At 71.7% G+C, this 17325-nt stretch carries 15 protein-coding genes and 1 riboswitch; of the genes, 8 read left to right on the top strand and 7 right to left on the bottom strand.

Annotated features, from left to right (window positions below; genetic code table 11):
• Window positions 1-74: 74 nt before the first annotated feature.
• Window positions 75-875: an enoyl-CoA hydratase-related protein gene (locus C1A17_RS08635; RefSeq protein ID WP_219618262.1), complete on the top strand. Its 801-nt coding sequence runs from the start codon at window positions 75-77 to the stop codon at window positions 873-875.
• 9 nt (window positions 876-884) lie between these two features.
• Here C1A17_RS08635 and C1A17_RS08630 read toward each other — a convergent pair whose 3' ends face one another.
• Window positions 885-2150: a nucleotide disphospho-sugar-binding domain-containing protein gene (locus tag C1A17_RS08630; protein WP_101652621.1), complete on the bottom strand. Its 1266-nt coding sequence runs from the start codon at window positions 2148-2150 to the stop codon at window positions 885-887.
• Between the two features lie 79 nt (window positions 2151-2229).
• Here C1A17_RS08630 and C1A17_RS08625 point away from each other — a divergent pair, with 79 nt between their 5' ends.
• A complete protein-coding gene (locus tag C1A17_RS08625; RefSeq protein ID WP_180953255.1) occupies window positions 2230-3123 on the top strand; it encodes an MBL fold metallo-hydrolase in 894 nt (297 codons plus the stop codon).
• 79 nt (window positions 3124-3202) lie between these two features.
• Here the strand turns inward: C1A17_RS08625 and ribH are convergent, their stop codons facing one another.
• From ribH to ribD, 4 genes are read right to left on the bottom strand one after another with little or no spacing between them, the layout of a single operon-like run.
• Window positions 3203-3670 carry a 6,7-dimethyl-8-ribityllumazine synthase gene (ribH, locus tag C1A17_RS08620; protein WP_101652620.1) on the bottom strand — a complete coding sequence of 156 codons (468 nt, stop codon included), beginning with the start codon at window positions 3668-3670 and terminating at the stop codon, window positions 3203-3205.
• Entirely contained in the window at window positions 3670-5049 is a 1380-nt protein-coding gene (gene ribB, locus C1A17_RS08615; protein WP_101652619.1) for a 3,4-dihydroxy-2-butanone-4-phosphate synthase, read from the bottom strand. The genes ribH and ribB overlap by 1 nt, the downstream gene beginning before the upstream one ends.
• The gene (locus C1A17_RS08610) at window positions 5046-5747 is read right to left on the bottom strand and encodes a riboflavin synthase (protein ID WP_101652618.1); all 702 of its coding nucleotides are present in this window, start codon (window positions 5745-5747) and stop codon (window positions 5046-5048) included. The genes ribB and C1A17_RS08610 overlap by 4 nt, the downstream gene beginning before the upstream one ends.
• Before the next feature lie 9 nt (window positions 5748-5756).
• Window positions 5757-6821: a bifunctional diaminohydroxyphosphoribosylaminopyrimidine deaminase/5-amino-6-(5-phosphoribosylamino)uracil reductase RibD gene (gene ribD / locus C1A17_RS08605; protein ID WP_101653602.1), complete on the bottom strand. Its 1065-nt coding sequence runs from the start codon at window positions 6819-6821 to the stop codon at window positions 5757-5759.
• A gap of 105 nt (window positions 6822-6926) precedes the next feature.
• Window positions 6927-7064: riboswitch (FMN riboswitch) on the bottom strand.
• 273 nt (window positions 7065-7337) lie between these two features.
• Between ribD and C1A17_RS08600 the strand changes: the two genes are divergently transcribed.
• From C1A17_RS08600 to C1A17_RS08585, 4 genes are all read left to right on the top strand, one after another.
• The gene (locus C1A17_RS08600) at window positions 7338-8333 is read left to right on the top strand and encodes a TAXI family TRAP transporter solute-binding subunit (RefSeq protein ID WP_101652617.1); all 996 of its coding nucleotides are present in this window, start codon (window positions 7338-7340) and stop codon (window positions 8331-8333) included.
• A 42-nt stretch (window positions 8334-8375) separates the two neighbouring features.
• Window positions 8376-8825 (top strand): DUF1850 domain-containing protein, encoded by a 450-nt coding sequence (locus C1A17_RS08595; protein ID WP_180953254.1) that lies wholly within the window; start codon window positions 8376-8378, stop codon window positions 8823-8825.
• 11 nt (window positions 8826-8836) lie between these two features.
• Window positions 8837-10801: a TRAP transporter permease gene (locus tag C1A17_RS08590; protein WP_101652615.1), complete on the top strand. Its 1965-nt coding sequence runs from the start codon at window positions 8837-8839 to the stop codon at window positions 10799-10801.
• A 185-nt stretch (window positions 10802-10986) separates the two neighbouring features.
• The gene (locus tag C1A17_RS08585) at window positions 10987-11739 is read left to right on the top strand and encodes a hypothetical protein (RefSeq protein WP_101652614.1); all 753 of its coding nucleotides are present in this window, start codon (window positions 10987-10989) and stop codon (window positions 11737-11739) included.
• Between the two features lie 10 nt (window positions 11740-11749).
• Here C1A17_RS08585 and C1A17_RS08580 read toward each other — a convergent pair whose 3' ends face one another.
• On the bottom strand, window positions 11750-12109 hold the full coding sequence (locus C1A17_RS08580) for a DUF2218 domain-containing protein (RefSeq protein WP_101652613.1): 360 nt from the start codon (window positions 12107-12109) through the stop codon (window positions 11750-11752).
• Between the two features lie 68 nt (window positions 12110-12177).
• On the opposite strand from C1A17_RS08580, the gene C1A17_RS08575 reads away from it, so the two are divergent.
• Together C1A17_RS08575 and C1A17_RS08570 are read left to right on the top strand one after the other, a co-directional pair.
• A complete protein-coding gene (locus C1A17_RS08575) occupies window positions 12178-14271 on the top strand; it encodes a RecQ family ATP-dependent DNA helicase (protein WP_101652612.1) in 2094 nt (697 codons plus the stop codon).
• Window positions 14272-14434: 163 nt separating this feature from the next.
• On the top strand, window positions 14435-16261 hold the full coding sequence (locus C1A17_RS08570; protein ID WP_101652611.1) for an ABC-F family ATP-binding cassette domain-containing protein: 1827 nt from the start codon (window positions 14435-14437) through the stop codon (window positions 16259-16261).
• Window positions 16262-16346: 85 nt separating this feature from the next.
• Here the strand turns inward: C1A17_RS08570 and C1A17_RS08565 are convergent, their stop codons facing one another.
• Window positions 16347-17069 carry a GntR family transcriptional regulator gene (locus C1A17_RS08565; RefSeq protein WP_180953253.1) on the bottom strand — a complete coding sequence of 241 codons (723 nt, stop codon included), beginning with the start codon at window positions 17067-17069 and terminating at the stop codon, window positions 16347-16349.
• Window positions 17070-17325 lie beyond the last annotated feature (256 nt).

The raw sequence follows: 17325 nt of genomic DNA, 5'->3' as shown, positions 1-17325 counted from the left end.
CGTCGACCAGCGCTCCCAGGCGCCACCTCGGCCGCACGGATAGACTGACCGTCACGCCCACAAGGAGGTCCGTCGTGTCCGAATCGCGCTCCCCGTCGTCCCCCTCGGTCGAGTTCCCGGCCGACGCCCCGCTCCAGGTCGAGATCCACGACGGCATCATGACCCTCACGCTCCGCCGCCCGGAGCGGCGCAACGCCGTGAACCAGGACCTCGCCGACGCGCTCGACCGGGCCTTCGCCATCGCCGAGGCGACCGCCTCCGTGCGCGTCATCGTCCTCACCGGGGACGGCGGGTACTTCTCCGCGGGCACCGACCTCAGCGAGGGGACCTCGCCGAAGACCGCGGACGGCGGGTCGTACGGCTTCGTCCGGCGCCGGCGGAGCGTGCCCGTCATCGCCGCCGTCGAGGGGTTCGCGCTCGGGGGCGGGTTCGAGATGGTGCTCGCCTGCGACCTCGTCGTCGCCGCCCGGGACGCCCGGTTCGGCCTGCCCGAGGTCAAGCGCGGCGTCGTCGCGAACTGCGGCGCGTTCTTCCGCACGCCCGCCAAGCTCCCGGCGGTGATCGCCACCGAGATGCTGCTGACCGGGGACCCGATCTCGGTGATGCGCGCCCAGGAGCTCGGACTCGTCAACGCGGTCGCCGAACCCGGTCAGGCGCTCGCCGGGGCGCTCGAGCTCGCGGCCCGCATCACCGCGAACTCCCCGGTCGCCGTCGCCGAGACGACGCGCGCGCTCATCGAGGCCCGCGACCTCGCCGAGGAGGAGCTGTGGCCGCTCACCGAGCACGCCTCCCGCGTGCTGTGGGAATCCCCGGACCGCGAAGAGGGGATCCGCGCCTTCTTCGACAAGCGCGAGCCGCGCTGGACGGTGCGCTGAACCGGCCCGTCAGTCCTGCCGCACCTCGGCGCCGCCCGGTGCAGAGCCCGCGAGCACCTGCTCGATGACCCGCACCGCGGCCGCGCAGCCGTCCTCGGCGGCGTACTCGTCCTGCACGCGTTCCGCCGCCCGGCGGTAGGCGGGATCGCCGAGCAGCCGGGAGACCGCATCGCTCAGCCGCGCGGTCCCGGCATCCCGCCGGTGCAGCGCGATCGCATTGCCCTCACGCGCGCACACGAGAACATTCCACGACTGCTCCGGCTGCATCCCCATCCCGACGAACGGCACCCCCGTGGCGCACGCCGTCTGCACGGTGCCCTGTCCGCCGTGGATCACCGCTGCGTCGACGAGCCCGCCGAGCCGGTGCGCGGGCAGGAGATCGACCGGATGGATGGAGTCCGGCAGCGAATCCTCGTCCCCGGGATTGAGCAGATGTCGCACCGGGGCGATGACCTCGACGTCGAGCCGGGCGAGTGATCGGATCGCGCCGAGCACGGTGCGGCGGTCCCCGGAGGAGCCGAGGGCGAGGTAGATGAGCGGTCGCGGGCCGGCCGCCAGCCGCTCGACGACCTCGGGCACCTCGCACGGGAGCTCGGCGAAGATCGGACCCACCCGGTGGTAGCTCGGCGGCAGCGTGTACCCGTCCAGCTCGGAGGGCATGACGGTGAGGAGGGTGTGATCCCCCTCGAACAGGGCCGCGCCGGTGCGCAGCGGCTCCACCCCGACCTCGCGGGCCACCGTGGTGAAGGCGCGCGGCGCGATCGGCAGGCGGTCGTAGACGAGGCGCAGCGCAGCGGATCCCGCGCGGTCGAGCAGTCGGCGGAGCGGATCCTCGCCGAGCACGAGGCCCAGGTGCGACGTCTGCTCGACGTGGGGCCGGGTGAGGGCGAAGGGCACTGCGTAGAACAGCGGCACCCCCTCGGCCCGCGCGGAGAGGAGCGAGGTCGGATTCGTGCCCATGACCACCGCCTCCGCGCCGGACGTGCGGATGAGGCGGCGCTCGGCGGCGACGCGCTCGCGCACGAGGCGGGCGGAGAACGGGTGCCGGATCGACCGGCCCTGGTCGAGGGCGAGCGCCTGCGCCTGCTCGGCGGGGGTGAGGACCGGGGAGAGGCGCCGGATCTCGAACCCGGCCTGCTCGATGAGGTGGGTGTACGGATCCTCGTAGACCTGGAAGATCGCCCGCCAGGAGGGCCCGAGCGCCCGGGCGATCGCGATCATCCGGGTGGTCTCGGCGAGGTTGAAGGTCACCGGGGCGAAGATCAGGGTCCGCATGGCTCGAGGGTATCGGCGGCACGGCCCGGTGCGTAGACTCGTCCTCCACAGCGCACGACCGCGAGGAGGGAACCGGACGATGAGCACCTGGCAGCCCGAGGACGTCACTCTGTGTGCGACCTGCGGCGTGGAGACGGCGGTGCCCGTGCCCGAGGTGTGCCCGATATGCGCCGACGAGCGCCAGTTCGTGCCCCGCGCCGGCCAGGAGTGGACGAGCCGCGACCGGCTCGCGGTCGAGGGGTTCTCCGTGGGGGTGCGCGAGGTCGAGACCGGGCTGTACGCGATCCGGGTGGAGCCGCGGCTGGGGATCGGGCAGACCTGCTACCTCGCCTGCACCGCGGACGGAAACCTGCTCTTCGACGTGCCGCCCCATATCGACGCCGAGGCTGTGGCCGCGGTGGCGGACCTCGGCGGGGTGGCGGCGATCGTGGCGAGCCATCCGCACATGTACGGCGTGCAGCTCGAGTGGAGCGCGGCGTTCGACGATGCCCCGGTGTACGTGTCGCGCGCCGATGCGGGCTGGGTGCAGCGCCGGCACCGAGGGGCGGCTGCCTCCTCGGGCGCGGGCACCTCCTCGGACGCGGCCGCGGCGCGCGGGCCGATCGTCGAGTACGACGGGCAGATCGAGCCCCTTCCCGGCGTCGTCGTCCGCCAGGTCGGCGGGCACTTCGCGGGCAGCTCGATCGCGGTGTGGCGCTCGCCGGACGACGGGGCGGGGGTGTTCCTCGGCGGCGACACCATCAGCCCGGTCGTGCGGACCGGGTGGGTGACGTTCATGCGGAGCTTCCCCAACTACCTGCCGCTGTCGGCCGCCGTGGTGCGGCGCATGGCAGACACGGTCGCCGACCTCGACTTCGACCGGATGTACGGGAACTTCGGCCAGCGCCTCCTCTCCGGCGGGCAGGCCGCCGTCGAGGAATCGGCCCAGCGCTACATCGCATGGGTCTCCGGCGAGTTCGACCACCTCACCTGAGCCACCGGGCGCACCCCGCCGCGGTTGAGACTGCAAATTCCTGCGGTTCCACGCTCAGGAACCTTCGGAAATTGCTCGTTCAGGGGAGGGTGCGGAGGGTGTGGGCGGTAGCGAGCGCCGCGGTGGCCGCCTCGTAGCCCTTGTCCTCCTGCGAACCGGGGAGTCCCGCGCGGTCGCGCGCCTGCTCGTCGGTGTCGCAGGTGAGCAGCCCGAACCCCACCGGGGTGCCGGTGTCGAGCGCGACCCGGGTGAGGCCGTCGGTGGCCGCGGCGCACACGAAGTCGAAGTGGGGTGTGCCGCCGCGGATCACGACGCCGAGCGCCACCACCGCGTCGTACGCGCCGGCGAGGCGCTGGGCGACCACCGGCAGCTCGAAGCTGCCGGGCACCCGCACGAGCGCGGCCTCGATCCCCGCCTCGTCCGCGGCTCGCCGGGCACCGGCGATGAGGCCGTCCATGACCTCGCCGTGCCACGACGAAGCGACGATCGCCATCGTCAGGCCGCTGTCCTTCTCCGGCGCCAGGTCCGGTGCTCCGTGCTGAGCCATCAGCCCACTCTCCTCTCATCGGTCGTGCCCGCGGTGAGCACGTGGTGCATGCGCACCCGTTTGGTCTCCATGTACTGTGCGTTCTCCGGCCGGACCGGGACCTCGATCGGCTCGCGGTCCGTGACCTCGATCCCGAGCGCGGTGAGTGCGGCGACCTTCCCGGGATTGTTCGTCAGCAGCCGGACCCGGCCCAGGCCGAGACCGGTGAGGATCGCCGCTGCCGACTCGTAGCTGCGCGCGTCGTCGTCGAAGCCGAGCGTGCGGTTCGCGTCCACGGTGTCGGCACCCTGCTCCTGGAGCGCATAGGCCGCGAGCTTGTTCGCCAGGCCGATCCCGCGCCCCTCGTGGTCGCGGAGGTAGACGACGACCCCGCCCTCGGCGGCGATCCGGCGCAGCGCGGCGTGGAGCTGCTCGCCGCAGTCGCAGCGGTGCGAGCCGAACACGTCGCCGGTGAGGCATTCCGAATGGAGCCGCACGAGCGGGGCCGAGGTGTCGGCTGCCGCGCTCTCAGCGAGGGCTCCCGCCGCCCCGCCGCCCCGCCCGGGGGTCGGCACCGGGCCGAGGGACTCGATGGTGAGGTGCTCGACCCCGTCGACGGTCCAGGTGCGGGTGAGGAAGCGGCCGTACGGCGTGGGGAGGGTGACCGGCTCGCCCGCGCGCGCCTCGGGAAGGGCCGGGGGGCCGCTGGTCTCCGCCGGCGCCGCACCCTGATGCTCCCCGGTATCCCGGCCGTCGAGCCAAGTGATGAGATCGGCGATCGACACGGTGACGAGTCCGTGCTCCGCCCCGAAGTCGAGGAGTGCGCCCAGCCGCATCATCGAGCCGTCGTCGTGGACGATCTCGGCGATGACGGACACCGGCTCGAGGCCGGCGAGGCGCGAGAACTCGACCCCGGCCTCGGTGTGCCCGGGACGCTCACGCACGCCGCCGTCCTTGGCGACGAGCGGGAAGATGTGCCCGGGGCGGGAGATCGCGGCGGCCCGGGGCCGGGCCTCGGCGAGCACGCGGGCGGTGAGCGCCCGGTCGGCCGCGCTGATCCCGGTGCTCGTCCCCTCGATCGCATCGCAGGACACGGTGTAGGCGGTGCCCTTGGGGTCCTCGTTCGTCGCGGCCATCGGCGGCAGGTCGAGCTGCCGCGCGCGCTCGGCGGTGAGCGGCGTGCAGATCACCCCGGAGGTGTAGCGGATGAGGAAGCCCATCCACTCCGGGGTCGCGAGCTCGGCGGCCATGACGAGATCGCCCTCGTTCTCCCGGTCCTCGTCGTCGACGACGATGATCGGCCGACCGGCGCGGACCTCGGCGATCGCGGCGTCGATCGTGCCGAGCGCGCGATGCAGCGACTCCGGGGCCGGTGCGGGATCCTGGACGGACGGGGTCATCGTGCCGCTCCTTCCGTGCGGGCTGCGGTGAAGCCGAGCAGGCGCTCGGCGTACTTGGCGAGCACATCGACCTCGACGTTGACCGGACGGCCGACGGTCGCGGTGCCGAATCCCGTTTGCTCGAGGGTGGCGGGGATGAGCCCGACCTCGATCCAGGCGGGCGACTCCCCGGGCTCACTCACCGCGGTGAGGGTGAGGCTCGTGCCGTCGAGCGCGATCGACCCCTTCTCCGCGGTATAGCGGGCGAGGTCCGCGGGCAGGTCGACGCGCATCCGCACCCAGCCGCCGGCGTCGTCGAACCGACTGATCGTCCCGACGCCGTCGACGTGGCCCTGTACGACGTGCCCGTCGAACCGCCCGCCCGCCGGCATGCAGCGCTCGAGGTTCACCCGATCGCTGACGGCGAGCCGGCCGAGGGTGGTGCGCTCGAGGGTCTCGCCGATGACCTCGGCGGAGAAGGTCCCCGAACCGGTCCCGCCCGACCCGACTCCGCTCGAATCGGTCCCGTCCGGGCCGGCGGGTTCGGGGGCGGTGTCCGGCACGGCGGTGAGGCACACGCCGTTGACTGCGAGCGATCCGCCGCGCGGCAGGTCGGCGACGAGCAGCCCGGCCTCGACGGTGAGGAGGGCGAATCCTCCGTCGGCGCGCAGCTCGACACCGGTGACGGTGCCGAGGGATTCGATGATTCCGGTGAACATGGTGCTCCTTCAGTGGCGGGTCGAGGCGGGTGCGAGGGTGAGCGGCGGGTCGCTCGTCGGTCCGGGGCCCTGCAGGCTCCGGACGGCGTGCGGCCTCTCCGCGGCGGACCTCACCGGATCGGACGACGGTGGCGGCGCCGCGGCGGGCACGAGGCGCTGGAAGGTGTCGAGCAGGATCGGGGCGGTGTAGAGGTGGAGCTCGTCGACGAGGTCGGCGGCGAGGAATGCCCCGGCGACGTGCGCCCCGCCCTCGACGAGGACGTGGCCGATCCCCTCGGTGCGCAGCGTGCGCAGCGCCGCACGGGGGTCCCGGGTGCGCAGGTGGCGGGCGGAGGGGTCACCGGCGAGGTGGGATCCGGGGGCGAGGTCGCGCTCGCCGAGCACCACCGGCACCGGCTGCCTCCCGGCCGGTCGGCCGTCGGCATCGCGCGCGGTGAGCCGCGGGTCATCGGCGAGCGCAGTGCCGGTGCCGACGAGGATCGCGTCGACCCGTTCCCGGATCGCGTGCGCATGTGCCCGGGCCCCGGCCGAGGTGATCCAGCGGCTCGTCCCGTCCGCGGCCGCGATCCGGCCGTCGAGGCTCTGGGCGATCTTGAGGGTGACGAACGGCCGGCGCTCGTGCTGGGCGGAGAGCCAGCGCGCGTTGAGGTCCCGGGCCTCGTCGGCGAGGAGCCCGCGGGCCACCTCGACGCCGCGGTCCCGGAGCACGGCTGCGCCGCCGGCGGCGGCGGGGTTGGGATCGTCGATCGCGTGGACGACCCGGCGCGCCCCGGCTGCGGCGAGGAACTCCGCACAGGGCCCGCGGCGGCCGGTGTGGCTGCACGGCTCGAGCGTGACGAGGACTGTGGCCGCGGCGAGATCCATGCCCTCGGCGCGAGCGCGGAGCACGGCGTCGACCTCGGCGTGCGGGGTGCCGGCGCCCCGGTGCCAGCCGGTGACCACGGTGCCGTCCGCTCCGAGCACGGCGGCGCCGACGAGCGGGTTCGCGCCGCGCACTCCGCGCAGTGCGGATGCGAGCGCGGCGCGCATCGCCTGCGTCTCCGGGAACGAGAAAACCGTCCGGTCTGCGTCCATCGACTCCTCCTGGTCTGCACCGGGAGGAGGGAGGGTCGTCACCGAACGGTTCGATGAGTGCAGCGGATGCGGTCGCCCCGGATTCGGGACGGCGCGTCCGCGCGCGTCGAGTTCCTCCCATCCAGACTTTGACTGTCGGTCTCGGAATCTCACCGAGTCAACCGGATCTCCCTGCTGCTGCAGCTCGACCCGGCTCGCGGACTGTACCGCCGGTACGGAATCACACCGTCCCCGGAACTTCGTGGCCCCTACTGTACAGCCGTTCAGTGTGCTGAGCACCCGCCTCCCTCATCGTGAGACACGTCACCGTTCGGTCACGTGCCCGGGGTCGTCGGCTCACGCGCAGGGCGGGGAACGTCCCCGACCACGCGGGCCGTAACGCTTCCGTAACGGGATGGCCCGTCCTCCGGGGTGTGACGTGGATTACTCATAGGGTGGACGGACACCCTCCGACCGGCCCTCACGGCCTCCGGAACGAACACACGCAACCGACATCGACGTCGACAGGGAGCACGCATGCGCACTCGGAACACACTTCTCACCGCCGGCCTGGCCTCGGCCGCACTCGTCCTCTCCGCCTGCGGAGGTGGCAGCGGCGGCGGAGGCGGCGGATCCGCAGAGGGCGAGGGCGACCTCGGCACCGAGTTCATCACCATCGCGACCGGCGGCTCCTCCGGCGTCTACTACCAGGTGGGCGCCGGGATGTCGGAGCTGCTCGCGAGCGAGCTCGGATCCGACACCTCCGTGCAGGCCACCGGCGCCTCGGTCGAGAACATCACCCTCCTCACCGACGGCGGCGCCGAGGTGGCCTTCGCGATGGCCGATGCGACCACCCAGGCGCTCGAGGGTGCCGGACCGTTCGAGGAGAGCGGAGCGGTCGACTCGCTGCCGGCCATCGCCAACCTCTACGACCAGTACCTCCAGCTCATCACCGTCGAAGGCAGCGGCATCGAATCCGTCGAGGACCTCGCGGGCAAGCGGGTGTCGGTCGGCGACATCAACTCCGGTGTCGAGCTCAACGCCCGCACGGTCGTCGACGCGTACGGCATGAGCTACGACGACTTCACCGCCGACTACCTGTCCTACGCCGAGGCGATCGATCAGATGAAGAACGGCCAGGTCGATGCCGCGTTCGTCACCAGCGGTCTGCCGAACTCCGCGGTCACCGACCTGTCGACCACCGAGGACGTCAAGGTCGTGCCGATCACCGGCGAGGGCCGGGAGAACCTCCTCAACGACTACGACTACTTCGGCGAGGGCGAGGTGCCCGCGGACGTCTATGACACCGCAGAGGCCGCCGAGACCCTCACCATCCCGAACCTGCTGCTCGCCAGTCCGGAGCTCAGCGAGGATGCGGTCTACGAGATCACCCAGGCGATCTTCGACAACATCGATCAGATCCACGCGACGCACAATGCGGCGAACGACATCACGCTCGAGAACGCCACGAACGTCACCGTCACCGACATCCATCCGGGTGCCCAGCGCTACTACGACGAAGCCGGCAGCTGATCGGATGAGCACGCGTGACAGCGCCCCGCGGCGGCGATCGCGGTGATCGCCCGTCGCGGGGTGCTGGCGTGGGCGCTCGCACTTCCGTTCCTCACCTCGGCGACCCCGGTCACCGCTCTCGTCGTCCGGGAGCAGCGGCCGGGATCGCGGGAGTTCGCCCGGATCCCGGTGGCCGACGGCGACGTCCTCACGTTCTCGTGGATCCATTCCGTCGACGGCACCCCGTGGACGGAGTACTACCGGGTCGCCGGTCGCACCCTCGTCCTCGACTGCACCGAGATGAGCCTGACCGGGGCGGGCACTCCGTCCGGGGCACCGGAGGTCTCCTACTCCGGGGATCAGACCCGGATGTGCGGACTCGATCTCACCTTCGACGCAGTGCGCTGGATCCACTCCCACCGCGTCGACCATCGCATCACCCTGGGCGACACCCTGCTCATCGCCCCGCAAGCCGTTCCGCATCACTGCCGCGTCGAGATGGCAGTCGTCTGAAAGCGAATCCCATGAGCCACAATCCGCAGCCCCTCGCCGAGGCCGAGGTCGTCGACCAGGAGACGCTGGAGAAGTACGACCGCGAATCCCGCACCCGCGACGTCGACACGACGTTCCTCAAGTGGCCGGTGACGATCGTGGCCGTCGGCCTGTCGGTCTACCACGTGTGGACCGCGCTGCTCGGCACCCCGCCCACCCTCGTCCACCGCAGCATCCACGTCGCCGCGATCCTCGTCCTCGCATTCGCGATCTACCGCCCGTACCAGAAGGAGAAGCGCCACACCATCCCGTGGTTCGACTGGATCCTCATCGCCGCCTCGGCCTCGGTGGCGATCTATCTCGCGACGAACTACGAGACGATCGTCGCGCGCGGGGGACGGTTCGAGACCATCGACGTCGTCATGGGCGGCGTCCTCCTCTTCGTCGTTCTCGAAGGCGCCCGGCGGCTCACCGGCTGGATCCTGCCCGCGCTCGCGATCCTCTTCGTCCTCTACGACTACTACGGGCGGTCCATGCCGGGCCTGTTCCGGCACCGCGGCTACGACTTCGACACGATCCTCAACTTCATGCTCACCACTACCGAGGGCGTGTACTCCACGGCCGTCGGCGTGTCCTCGACCTACATCTTCCTCTTCATCCTGTTCGGCGCGTTCCTCCAGCGGTCGGGCATGGGACAGTTCTTCAACGACATCGCCCTCGCGCTCGCCGGCCAGACGCGCGGCGGGCCGGCGAAGGTCGCCGTCATCGCCTCGGGCTTCCTCGGCTCGATCAACGGTTCCGCGATCGCCAACGTTGTCACCACCGGCGCCTTCACCATCCCGCTCATGAAGAAGATCGGGTACAAGCCGAACTTCGCCGGCGGAGTCGAAGCCTCGGCCTCGGTCGGCGGGCAGATCCTGCCCCCGATTATGGGTGCCGCGGCCTTCATCATGGCCGAGACGCTGGGCATCCCGTATCGGACGATCGCCCTCGTCGCGATCGTGCCGGCGCTGCTGTACTACCTCGGCATCATCGCGCAGGTGCACCTCCGGGCCACCCGACTGGGCCTCAAGGGGATCTCGCGGGAGAACCTGCCGCTCGTCTGGGACGTCATCAAGGAGCGCGGCCACCTCCTCATCCCGCTCGCGTACCTTCTCTACATGCTGTTCTTCAGCGGCTTCACGATCCTCTTCGCCGCGGTCACCACGGTCTTCGTCACGGTCGCCGTCGCGATGCTCCGGAAGACCACCCGGATGGGCTTCGGCGACATCATCGGCGCGCTCCGCGACGGTGCGGTCACCGCGGTGTCCGTCGCGGTCGCCTGTGCCTGCGTGGGCATCATCGTCGGCGTCGCGACGCAGACCGGATTCGGCGTCAAGCTCGCGAACGCGATCGTGACGATCGGCGGCGGTTTCCTCCTGCCGACCCTCATCATGACCGCACTCGCCTGCATCATCCTCGGCATGGGACTGCCGTCGATCCCGGCCTACATCATCACCGCGACGATGGCGGCCCCCGCCCTCACCCAGCTCGGCGTCGAACCGCTCGCCGCCCACCTGTTCGTGTTCTACTTCGGACTGTTCGCCAATATCACCCCGCCGGTCGCGCTCGCGGCCTTCGCGGCGGCGGGCCTGTCCGGGGGCGATCCCATGCGCACCGGATTCGCCGCCATGAAGCTCGCGCTCGCGGGCTACGTGGTGCCGTTCGTGTTCGTCTACAACCCGGTGCTCCTCATGCAGGACGTCCAGGTGCTCGAGGCGGTCCAGGTGGTCTTCACGGCGACCGTCGGCGTGCTCCTCCTCGCCGTCGCGGCGGAGGGATTCCTCATGGTCGTCGTCCCGTGGGTGGTGCGCATCGCACTCGTCGCGGGCTCGATCCTCTTCCTCACCCCGGACGGACTCCTCGATCTCATCGGGATCGGCGTCCTCGTGCTGTCCATCGGCGCCATCGTGGTCATGGCGAAGAAGCAGGGCGAGCTCTCGCTGCGGAACATCTGATCCCTGGCGGCGACCGAGCGGAGCGGGTCGGGTTCATGCCCGGGCTGCCGGCTCGAGTGCAGGGCCGGGGATCCGGTGGTGTGCTCGGATCGGAACACTGCAGGGTCCGCCGCCGAACCGGCCGAGGGTAGCCTGAGGAGGACCACCCCCTGCCGGCTCCCGCCCGGCGCTCGAAAGGAACCGCCATGCGCCTCCCCTCCTGCCTCCGCCCCGTGTTCACCGCGACCGTCCTCGGCTCCGCGCTCGTCCTCGCCGGCTGCTCCGGCGGCGGCGACGCGGGCGGTGGTGCGGCCGACGAGCAGTCGAGCGCCGAGGGCGCCGAGGCGGACGACTCCGGGTCCGGTGCCGCGATCGGCGGCGAGCCGGAGACGGTGTACACCGATGATCAGATCCGCACCGCGATCGAGTCCGTGGATCTCGACGGGGCGTCGTTCTCGGTGAGCGAGTCGAGCGATCTCGGGGATTTCAGCTTCGATCCCAGCGAGGTCGGGATCGAGCCGGCGGAATGCGCGACCGCGTATGAGGAGGCGGTGGGCCATATGCCGGATTCCTCGTCCGGCGTCGTGGGGATCGCGCAGGATTCGGGGATGAGCGCCGGCGGAATCGCACTCGACTCGAGCGAAGCGGTCGAGGAGGCGATCACCGCCCAGGAAAGTCTCGTCGCACCGTGCGCGACGATGACGATCGACATGGAGGGTACCGGCGGCCCCGCTGAGTCGAGCATCGAGCCCGTCGATGTCGGGATCGAGGGAGCGACGGCCTATGACATGAAAGTCGGGTTTCAGGGGGTCGAGGTGACGAACACCTTCGTCCACCTGCCGGTCGGCTCCGCGCTCATCTCCCTCATCGGGGTGTCGACCGTCAACCCCGACGTGGAGGAGGACCTCGTCTCCGCAGCGGAGCAGATCCGCGACAGCCTGGAGTCGCAGGCCGGCTGAGCCCGGCGGGTCAGCCCTCGTCGCCGGTGTGGCGCTGCTCGGTGCCCGGCGAGCCGTCCGATCGCGTCCAGGTGCACACGAGCTCGTCGCGGCTGCCGAACCGCACGAGGTGCCGACCGACGACCCCCTCGAAGCGCTCGACGGAGTCCGCCGGGGCGGTGATCTCGATGTCGAGCGAGTCGGCGCGGTCGGTGAGGGTTGCGAGGACGGCGCCGTCGGCGAACTCGATCGTGCCCTTCCCGGTCTCCGGGTCCCAGGCGGCCTGGGTCTTCCGGCCCATGTGGGACACGAGCTGCTTGGCGTAGCGGCCGGGGCGATCGGTCGTGACATGCGCGGTCGAGACGACCGGGCGGGTGTCGGTGTCGGTCATGACCGGCAGTCTACGCCGGGTCCGGGGTCATGGCACCCGTGTCCGTGCCCCCTCCTAGACTCGGCGGCATGGACAGCGCACTCGGCACCCAGGCCCTCGCCGCACTGCGGGAGCTCACCGGACGGCAGGACGCCGCCTTCCATCCGGGGCAGTTCGAGGCGATCGAGGCGCTCGTGGCCGGGCGACGTCGCGCGCTCGTCGTCCAGCGCACCGGGTGGGGCAAGTCCGCGGTCTACTTCGTCGCGGCGAAGCTCCTCCGCGCCTCAGGCCGCGGTCCCTCCCTCATCATCTCCCCGCTGCTTGCGCTCATGCGCGACCAGGTCGAGGCCGCCGCCCGCGCCGGTGTGCACGCGGTGACCCTGAATTCCTCCAACGTCACCGAATGGGACTCGGTGCTCGCGGACCTCGGCGCCGGTGCCGTGGACGTCCTCCTCATCTCCCCGGAGCGTCTCACCAATCCGAAGTTCCGCGACCACGTGCTCGGAGACCTGCTCACCGAGGTGGGGATGATCGTCGTCGACGAGGCCCACTGCATCTCCGACTGGGGCCACGACTTCCGCCCGGACTACCGGCGCATCGGTGCCCTGCTGGCGGTTCTGCCGGGGGATCTCCCCGTCCTCGCGACCACGGCGACGGCCAACGCGCGGGTGGTCGACGATGTCGCCGACCAGCTCGGCACCGACACCCTCGTCATCCGCGGACCCCTGTCGCGGGCCTCGCTGCGCCTCGGTGTCGCACCCGTCCGCCCGCCGAGCGTACGCATCGCGTGGCTCGCCGAGCACCTCGGCGATCTCACCGGCTCCGGCATCATCTACACGCTCACCGTCGCCGCCGCGCAGGACACCGCCCGTGCCCTGCGCGACTCCGGGTGGGACGTCGCCGCGTACACCGGCGGCACGGATCCGGAGGAGCGGGAGCGGCTCGAGGGCGACCTCAAGGCGAACCGGCTCAAGGCGCTCGTCGCGACCTCGGCCCTGGGGATGGGCTTCGACAAGCCCGACCTCGGATTCGTCGTCCACCTGGGTGCACCCTCCTCGCCCGTGGCGTACTACCAGCAGGTCGGCCGTGCCGGCCGCGCCACCGAGTCCGCCGATGTCCTGCTGCTGCCCGGTGCGGAGGACGAGGACATCTGGGAGTACTTCGCGACGGCCTCGATGCCGGAGGAGGATGACGCGACCGCCGTGCTCGCGGCGCTCGCGGATGCCGGCGGCGCACCCCTGTCGGTTCCCCGTCTCGAGACCCTCGTCGGGGTCAGGCGGTCCCGCCTCGATCTCCTGCTCAAGACTCTCCAGGTCGACGGCGCGGTCGACCGGGTGGCCGGCGGCTTCGTCTCCACCGGACGCGGGTGGACCTACGACGCGGAGCGCTATGCGAACGTCGCGGCCGCCCGGAGGCGCGAGGCCGCAGCGATGCTCGACTACGAGGCCGCCGCCGGCTGCCGCATGCGCTTCCTCGCCGAACAGCTTGACGATCCGGAGGCCGCGGACTGCGGGCGGTGCGACACCTGCGCGGGTCAGTGGTGGTCGGATGCGGTGTCCGAATCCGGTCGCACGGCCGCCCGCTCGGTGCTCAGTGCCGTCGGACTGCCGGTGGAGCCCCGGGTGTCCTGGCCGACGGGACTGCCGTCGATCGGCGTCGAGCTCAAGGGCCGGATCCCGGAGGGGGAGCGGAGCGAGGTCGGTCGAGTCGTCGCCCGGCTCACCGACCTCGGTCCCGGTCAGCTCCTCCGCGAGTTCCTCGACCCCGGTGCGGAGGACCGGCCCGTGCCGTCGGACATCGGGAAGCACTGCGTCCGCGTGCTCGCCGACTGGAACTGGGACACCCGCCCTGAAGTCGTCGTCGCGGTCCCCAACGCACGCCGTCCCGCGACGGTCGCCTCGCTCGCCGCGGAGCTCGCGCGCGTCGGTCGGCTCGAGGACGCCGGCCCGCTGATCGCCCGCCGGGCGGCCGGCAGTCCCGACGTCAACAGCGCATTCCGGGTGCGCGACGTCCACGACGCCTTCGCGGTGAGCCCTGAGCTCGCCGCCGCGGTGGACGGCCGCACGGTGCTGCTCGTCGACGACGAGATCGTCTCCCGCTGGACGATGACCGCGGCCGCCCGAGAGCTCCGTCGCGCCGGGGCCGCCGCCGTCCTGCCCTTCGCACTCGCCCTGCGCGCCTGAGCCCACGGCGCGTCCGAACGTGCTGTGCGACCGGGCCGGCCGCGCTGTGACCGGCCTGCTCGGTCCCGCCCGCTACACTGGGTGACCATGAAGAGCTGATGTCGCCCCCTCCCGCGCTGCGGCCGTGCGCCCGGCGGGACCATCGACGTCTGCATGGGTCATCATGTCAGTCTCATCCTCTTCGTTCCCCTCGTCCTCGCCGAACCGCGGAGCCCATCTGCGCCTCGACGGGATCTCCCACTCCTTCGGCTCCCACCGGGTGCTCACCGACATCACCCTCACCGTGCCCGCCGGATCGCCGGTGGGTCTCATCGGCGAGAACGGCACCGGGAAGTCGACGCTGCTCCGGATCGCCGCCGGGCATCTCGCCCCCGACTCCGGCGCGGTCGCCGCCCGCGTCCCCGGAGGAGCGGCACGGATCGGCCTGCTCCATCAGGAACCGCCATTCACGGCCGGGACCGCGGTGGGTGATGCTCTCGAAGATGCGGTGGCACCCCTGCGCGCGGCTGCCGCAGCGGTCGACGCCTCGGCGGCGGCCCTCGCGCGCCGGCCCGGGGATGCGCAGGCCGCCGCGGAATACGATTCCGCGCTCGAACGGGCTCGGCGGCTCGACGTGTGGTCGGTCGATGCGCACGTCGAGGCGACGGTCGCGGGGCTCGGGCTCGCCGGCATCCCCCGGGACCGTCCCACCGGCGACCTGTCCGGCGGACAGGTGTCGCGACTGTCGCTCGCCTGGCTCCTGCTCAGCCGACCGGACGTGCTGCTGCTCGACGAGCCGACGAACCACCTCGACGACTCCGCCGCCCGGCACCTCACCGGGACCCTGCGCTCCTGGTCCGGCGTCGTGCTGCTCGCCTCCCATGATCGTGCGTTCCTCGACGCGACCGTCGGCCACCTCGTCGACCTCGATCCCTCACCGCTGCCGCACGCCCTCACCGGAGTGCTCACCGGGGGAGACGTCGGTGCGGGAGTGGGTGTCACCCGGTTCACCGGCTCCTACACCGATTACGTGCTCGCGCGGCTCGATGCACAGGACCGCTGGGAGAAGCAGCATCGCGATGAGCAGGAGGAGCTGTCGCGCCTGCGGGCGGCCGTGGCGGACAGCGGCACCGTCGGGCATGCCGGGCGGGGTCCCCGGACCGAGGCGCGCTCAGCGAGGAAGTTCTACGCCGACCGCAACGCCGCGGTGGTCTCCCGGCGGCTGCGCAGCGCGCGGGCCCGCCTCGCCGAGCTCGAGGCCGAGCAGATCCGCAAGCCCCCGGCGCAGCTGTGGTTCCGCGGTCTGCTCGCCGGGTCGCGGGCCGGGAGCGCCCGGAGCGCGCAGACGGAGACCGCCGGCCGGGGTGCTGGCGCCGCCCATCCGGTCCGCGCCGGAGCGGGCCGGGTCGTCGCCGCCTCGGGCGCGGTCCTCACCGCCTCGGCGGTCGCGATCGACGGGCGGCTGGCACCGACCTCGCTGACCGTCGGAGCGGGGGAGAAGTGGCTCGTCACCGGAGCGAACGGGGTGGGGAAGTCGACGTTGATGAGCGTTCTGGCCGGCCGGCTCGAGCCGACGAGCGGGACCGTGCACCGAGCACGCGGCCTCCGGGTCGGATTCCTCGCCCAGTCGACCGAGCTGCCCGACCCGCGCGGCGAGGGCTGCGGGCGCAGCGCGTCACAGGTCTATGCGGACGGGCTCGGGCAGGAGATGGCCGCGCGCGTGCCCCTGTCGACCTTCGGGCTCATCGCCGGGCGGGACGAGAACCGGCCGGTCGGCGAGCTCAGCGGCGGCCAGCGGCGGCGCCTCGCCCTCGCGCTCGTGCTCGCCGACCCGCCTGACGTCCTGCTACTCGACGAACCGACCAACCACCTCTCGCTCCTGGTCGTCACCCAGCTCGAGGCCGCGCTGCCGGACTATCCGGGGGTGGTGGTCGTCGCCTCCCATGACCTGCGGCTGAGAGAGGGGTGGACGGGTCGGCGGCTCGAGCTGCCGAGCAGGGACGGGGCCTGAGCAGGCGGATCGCAGACGGCCGAGGCGGCGCCCAGCGGTCGGAACCCGGACGGCTCCGGTCCCGGGGGGTGGACCGGCAGCGAGGTCAGAAGCGATGGGTGACGGACATCGCCTCACCGAGGATCGCCCCGGTGCGGTACTCGATCGGGGTGTCGCCCGACAACGAGAGGCGGCTGTACTCGAGGACCGGGGCTCCGACCTCGCACTCGAGCTCCGCGGCGAGCTCTGCATCGGCGGTGATCGCTTGCATGGTCTCGGATCCGCCGTCGACGCTGATCCCGCACACCACGCTGAGCTCCCGGTACAGGCTCGTGGTCGAGAAGTCGAGATCGGCGATCGGCTCGGCGAAGCGCAGCGGGATCCAGCTGTCCCCGACGGACACCGGTCCGTCGTCCGAGCAGTAGGTCCATGCCAGGTGGAGCAGAGCGGTGTCCGATTCCACGCCGAGCTTGGCCGCGGCGTCCTTGTTGAGCTCGGTCCGCTGCTCGCGCGTGCGGGTCGTCCCGATCGACAGATCGCCTTCGAGCGGAGGAAGGAGAGTGTAGTCCGGACCGCTCGCCGTCCACGGATCCCTGGTCTGCACCTGGGGTGCGCGCCCCCGGTGGGAGATGATGACCCCCGCATCGCGCAGCGGTCGCAGTGCCTGGCGAACGGTGCCGCGGCTCACACCGTAGTCCTCGGCGAGCTGGACCTCCCCGGGGAACCCGTCGGTGAACTCGCCGGAGTAAATGCGCGAGCTCAGGTCGTCATGGATGCGCTTCCATACGGGATTGGGGCGCGTGGTACCGCTTTCGGCGCTGGTGAACACGTCATGGCCTTTCGTACCCGCGGATGCGGAGGGACCGGCTGCGGTTCGATCGGAACCGACTGCGGTCTGCTGGAGTCGTGGACATTCTCGGTCACTGTACACCCGCCCGACCCGACAATCTACTGATTAGTAACATTTGAGCGGATTGTGATCGCTCGGTTCGCCGCCGGTCGGCGGGTGCGATCGTCCGCCCGGTCATCGGTGGCCGAGGAACAGGAGGTGCGCGGAACACTGCGAGATTCGACATGTTCTCGCA

The sequence above is a fragment of the Brevibacterium ihuae genome (genome assembly GCF_900184225.1).
In the GTDB taxonomy this organism is placed as follows: Bacteria; Actinomycetota; Actinomycetes; order Actinomycetales; family Brevibacteriaceae; genus Brevibacterium; species Brevibacterium ihuae.
Note: the sequence above shows the minus strand (reverse complement) of the source record. Positions and strands in the feature narration are given on the sequence as shown.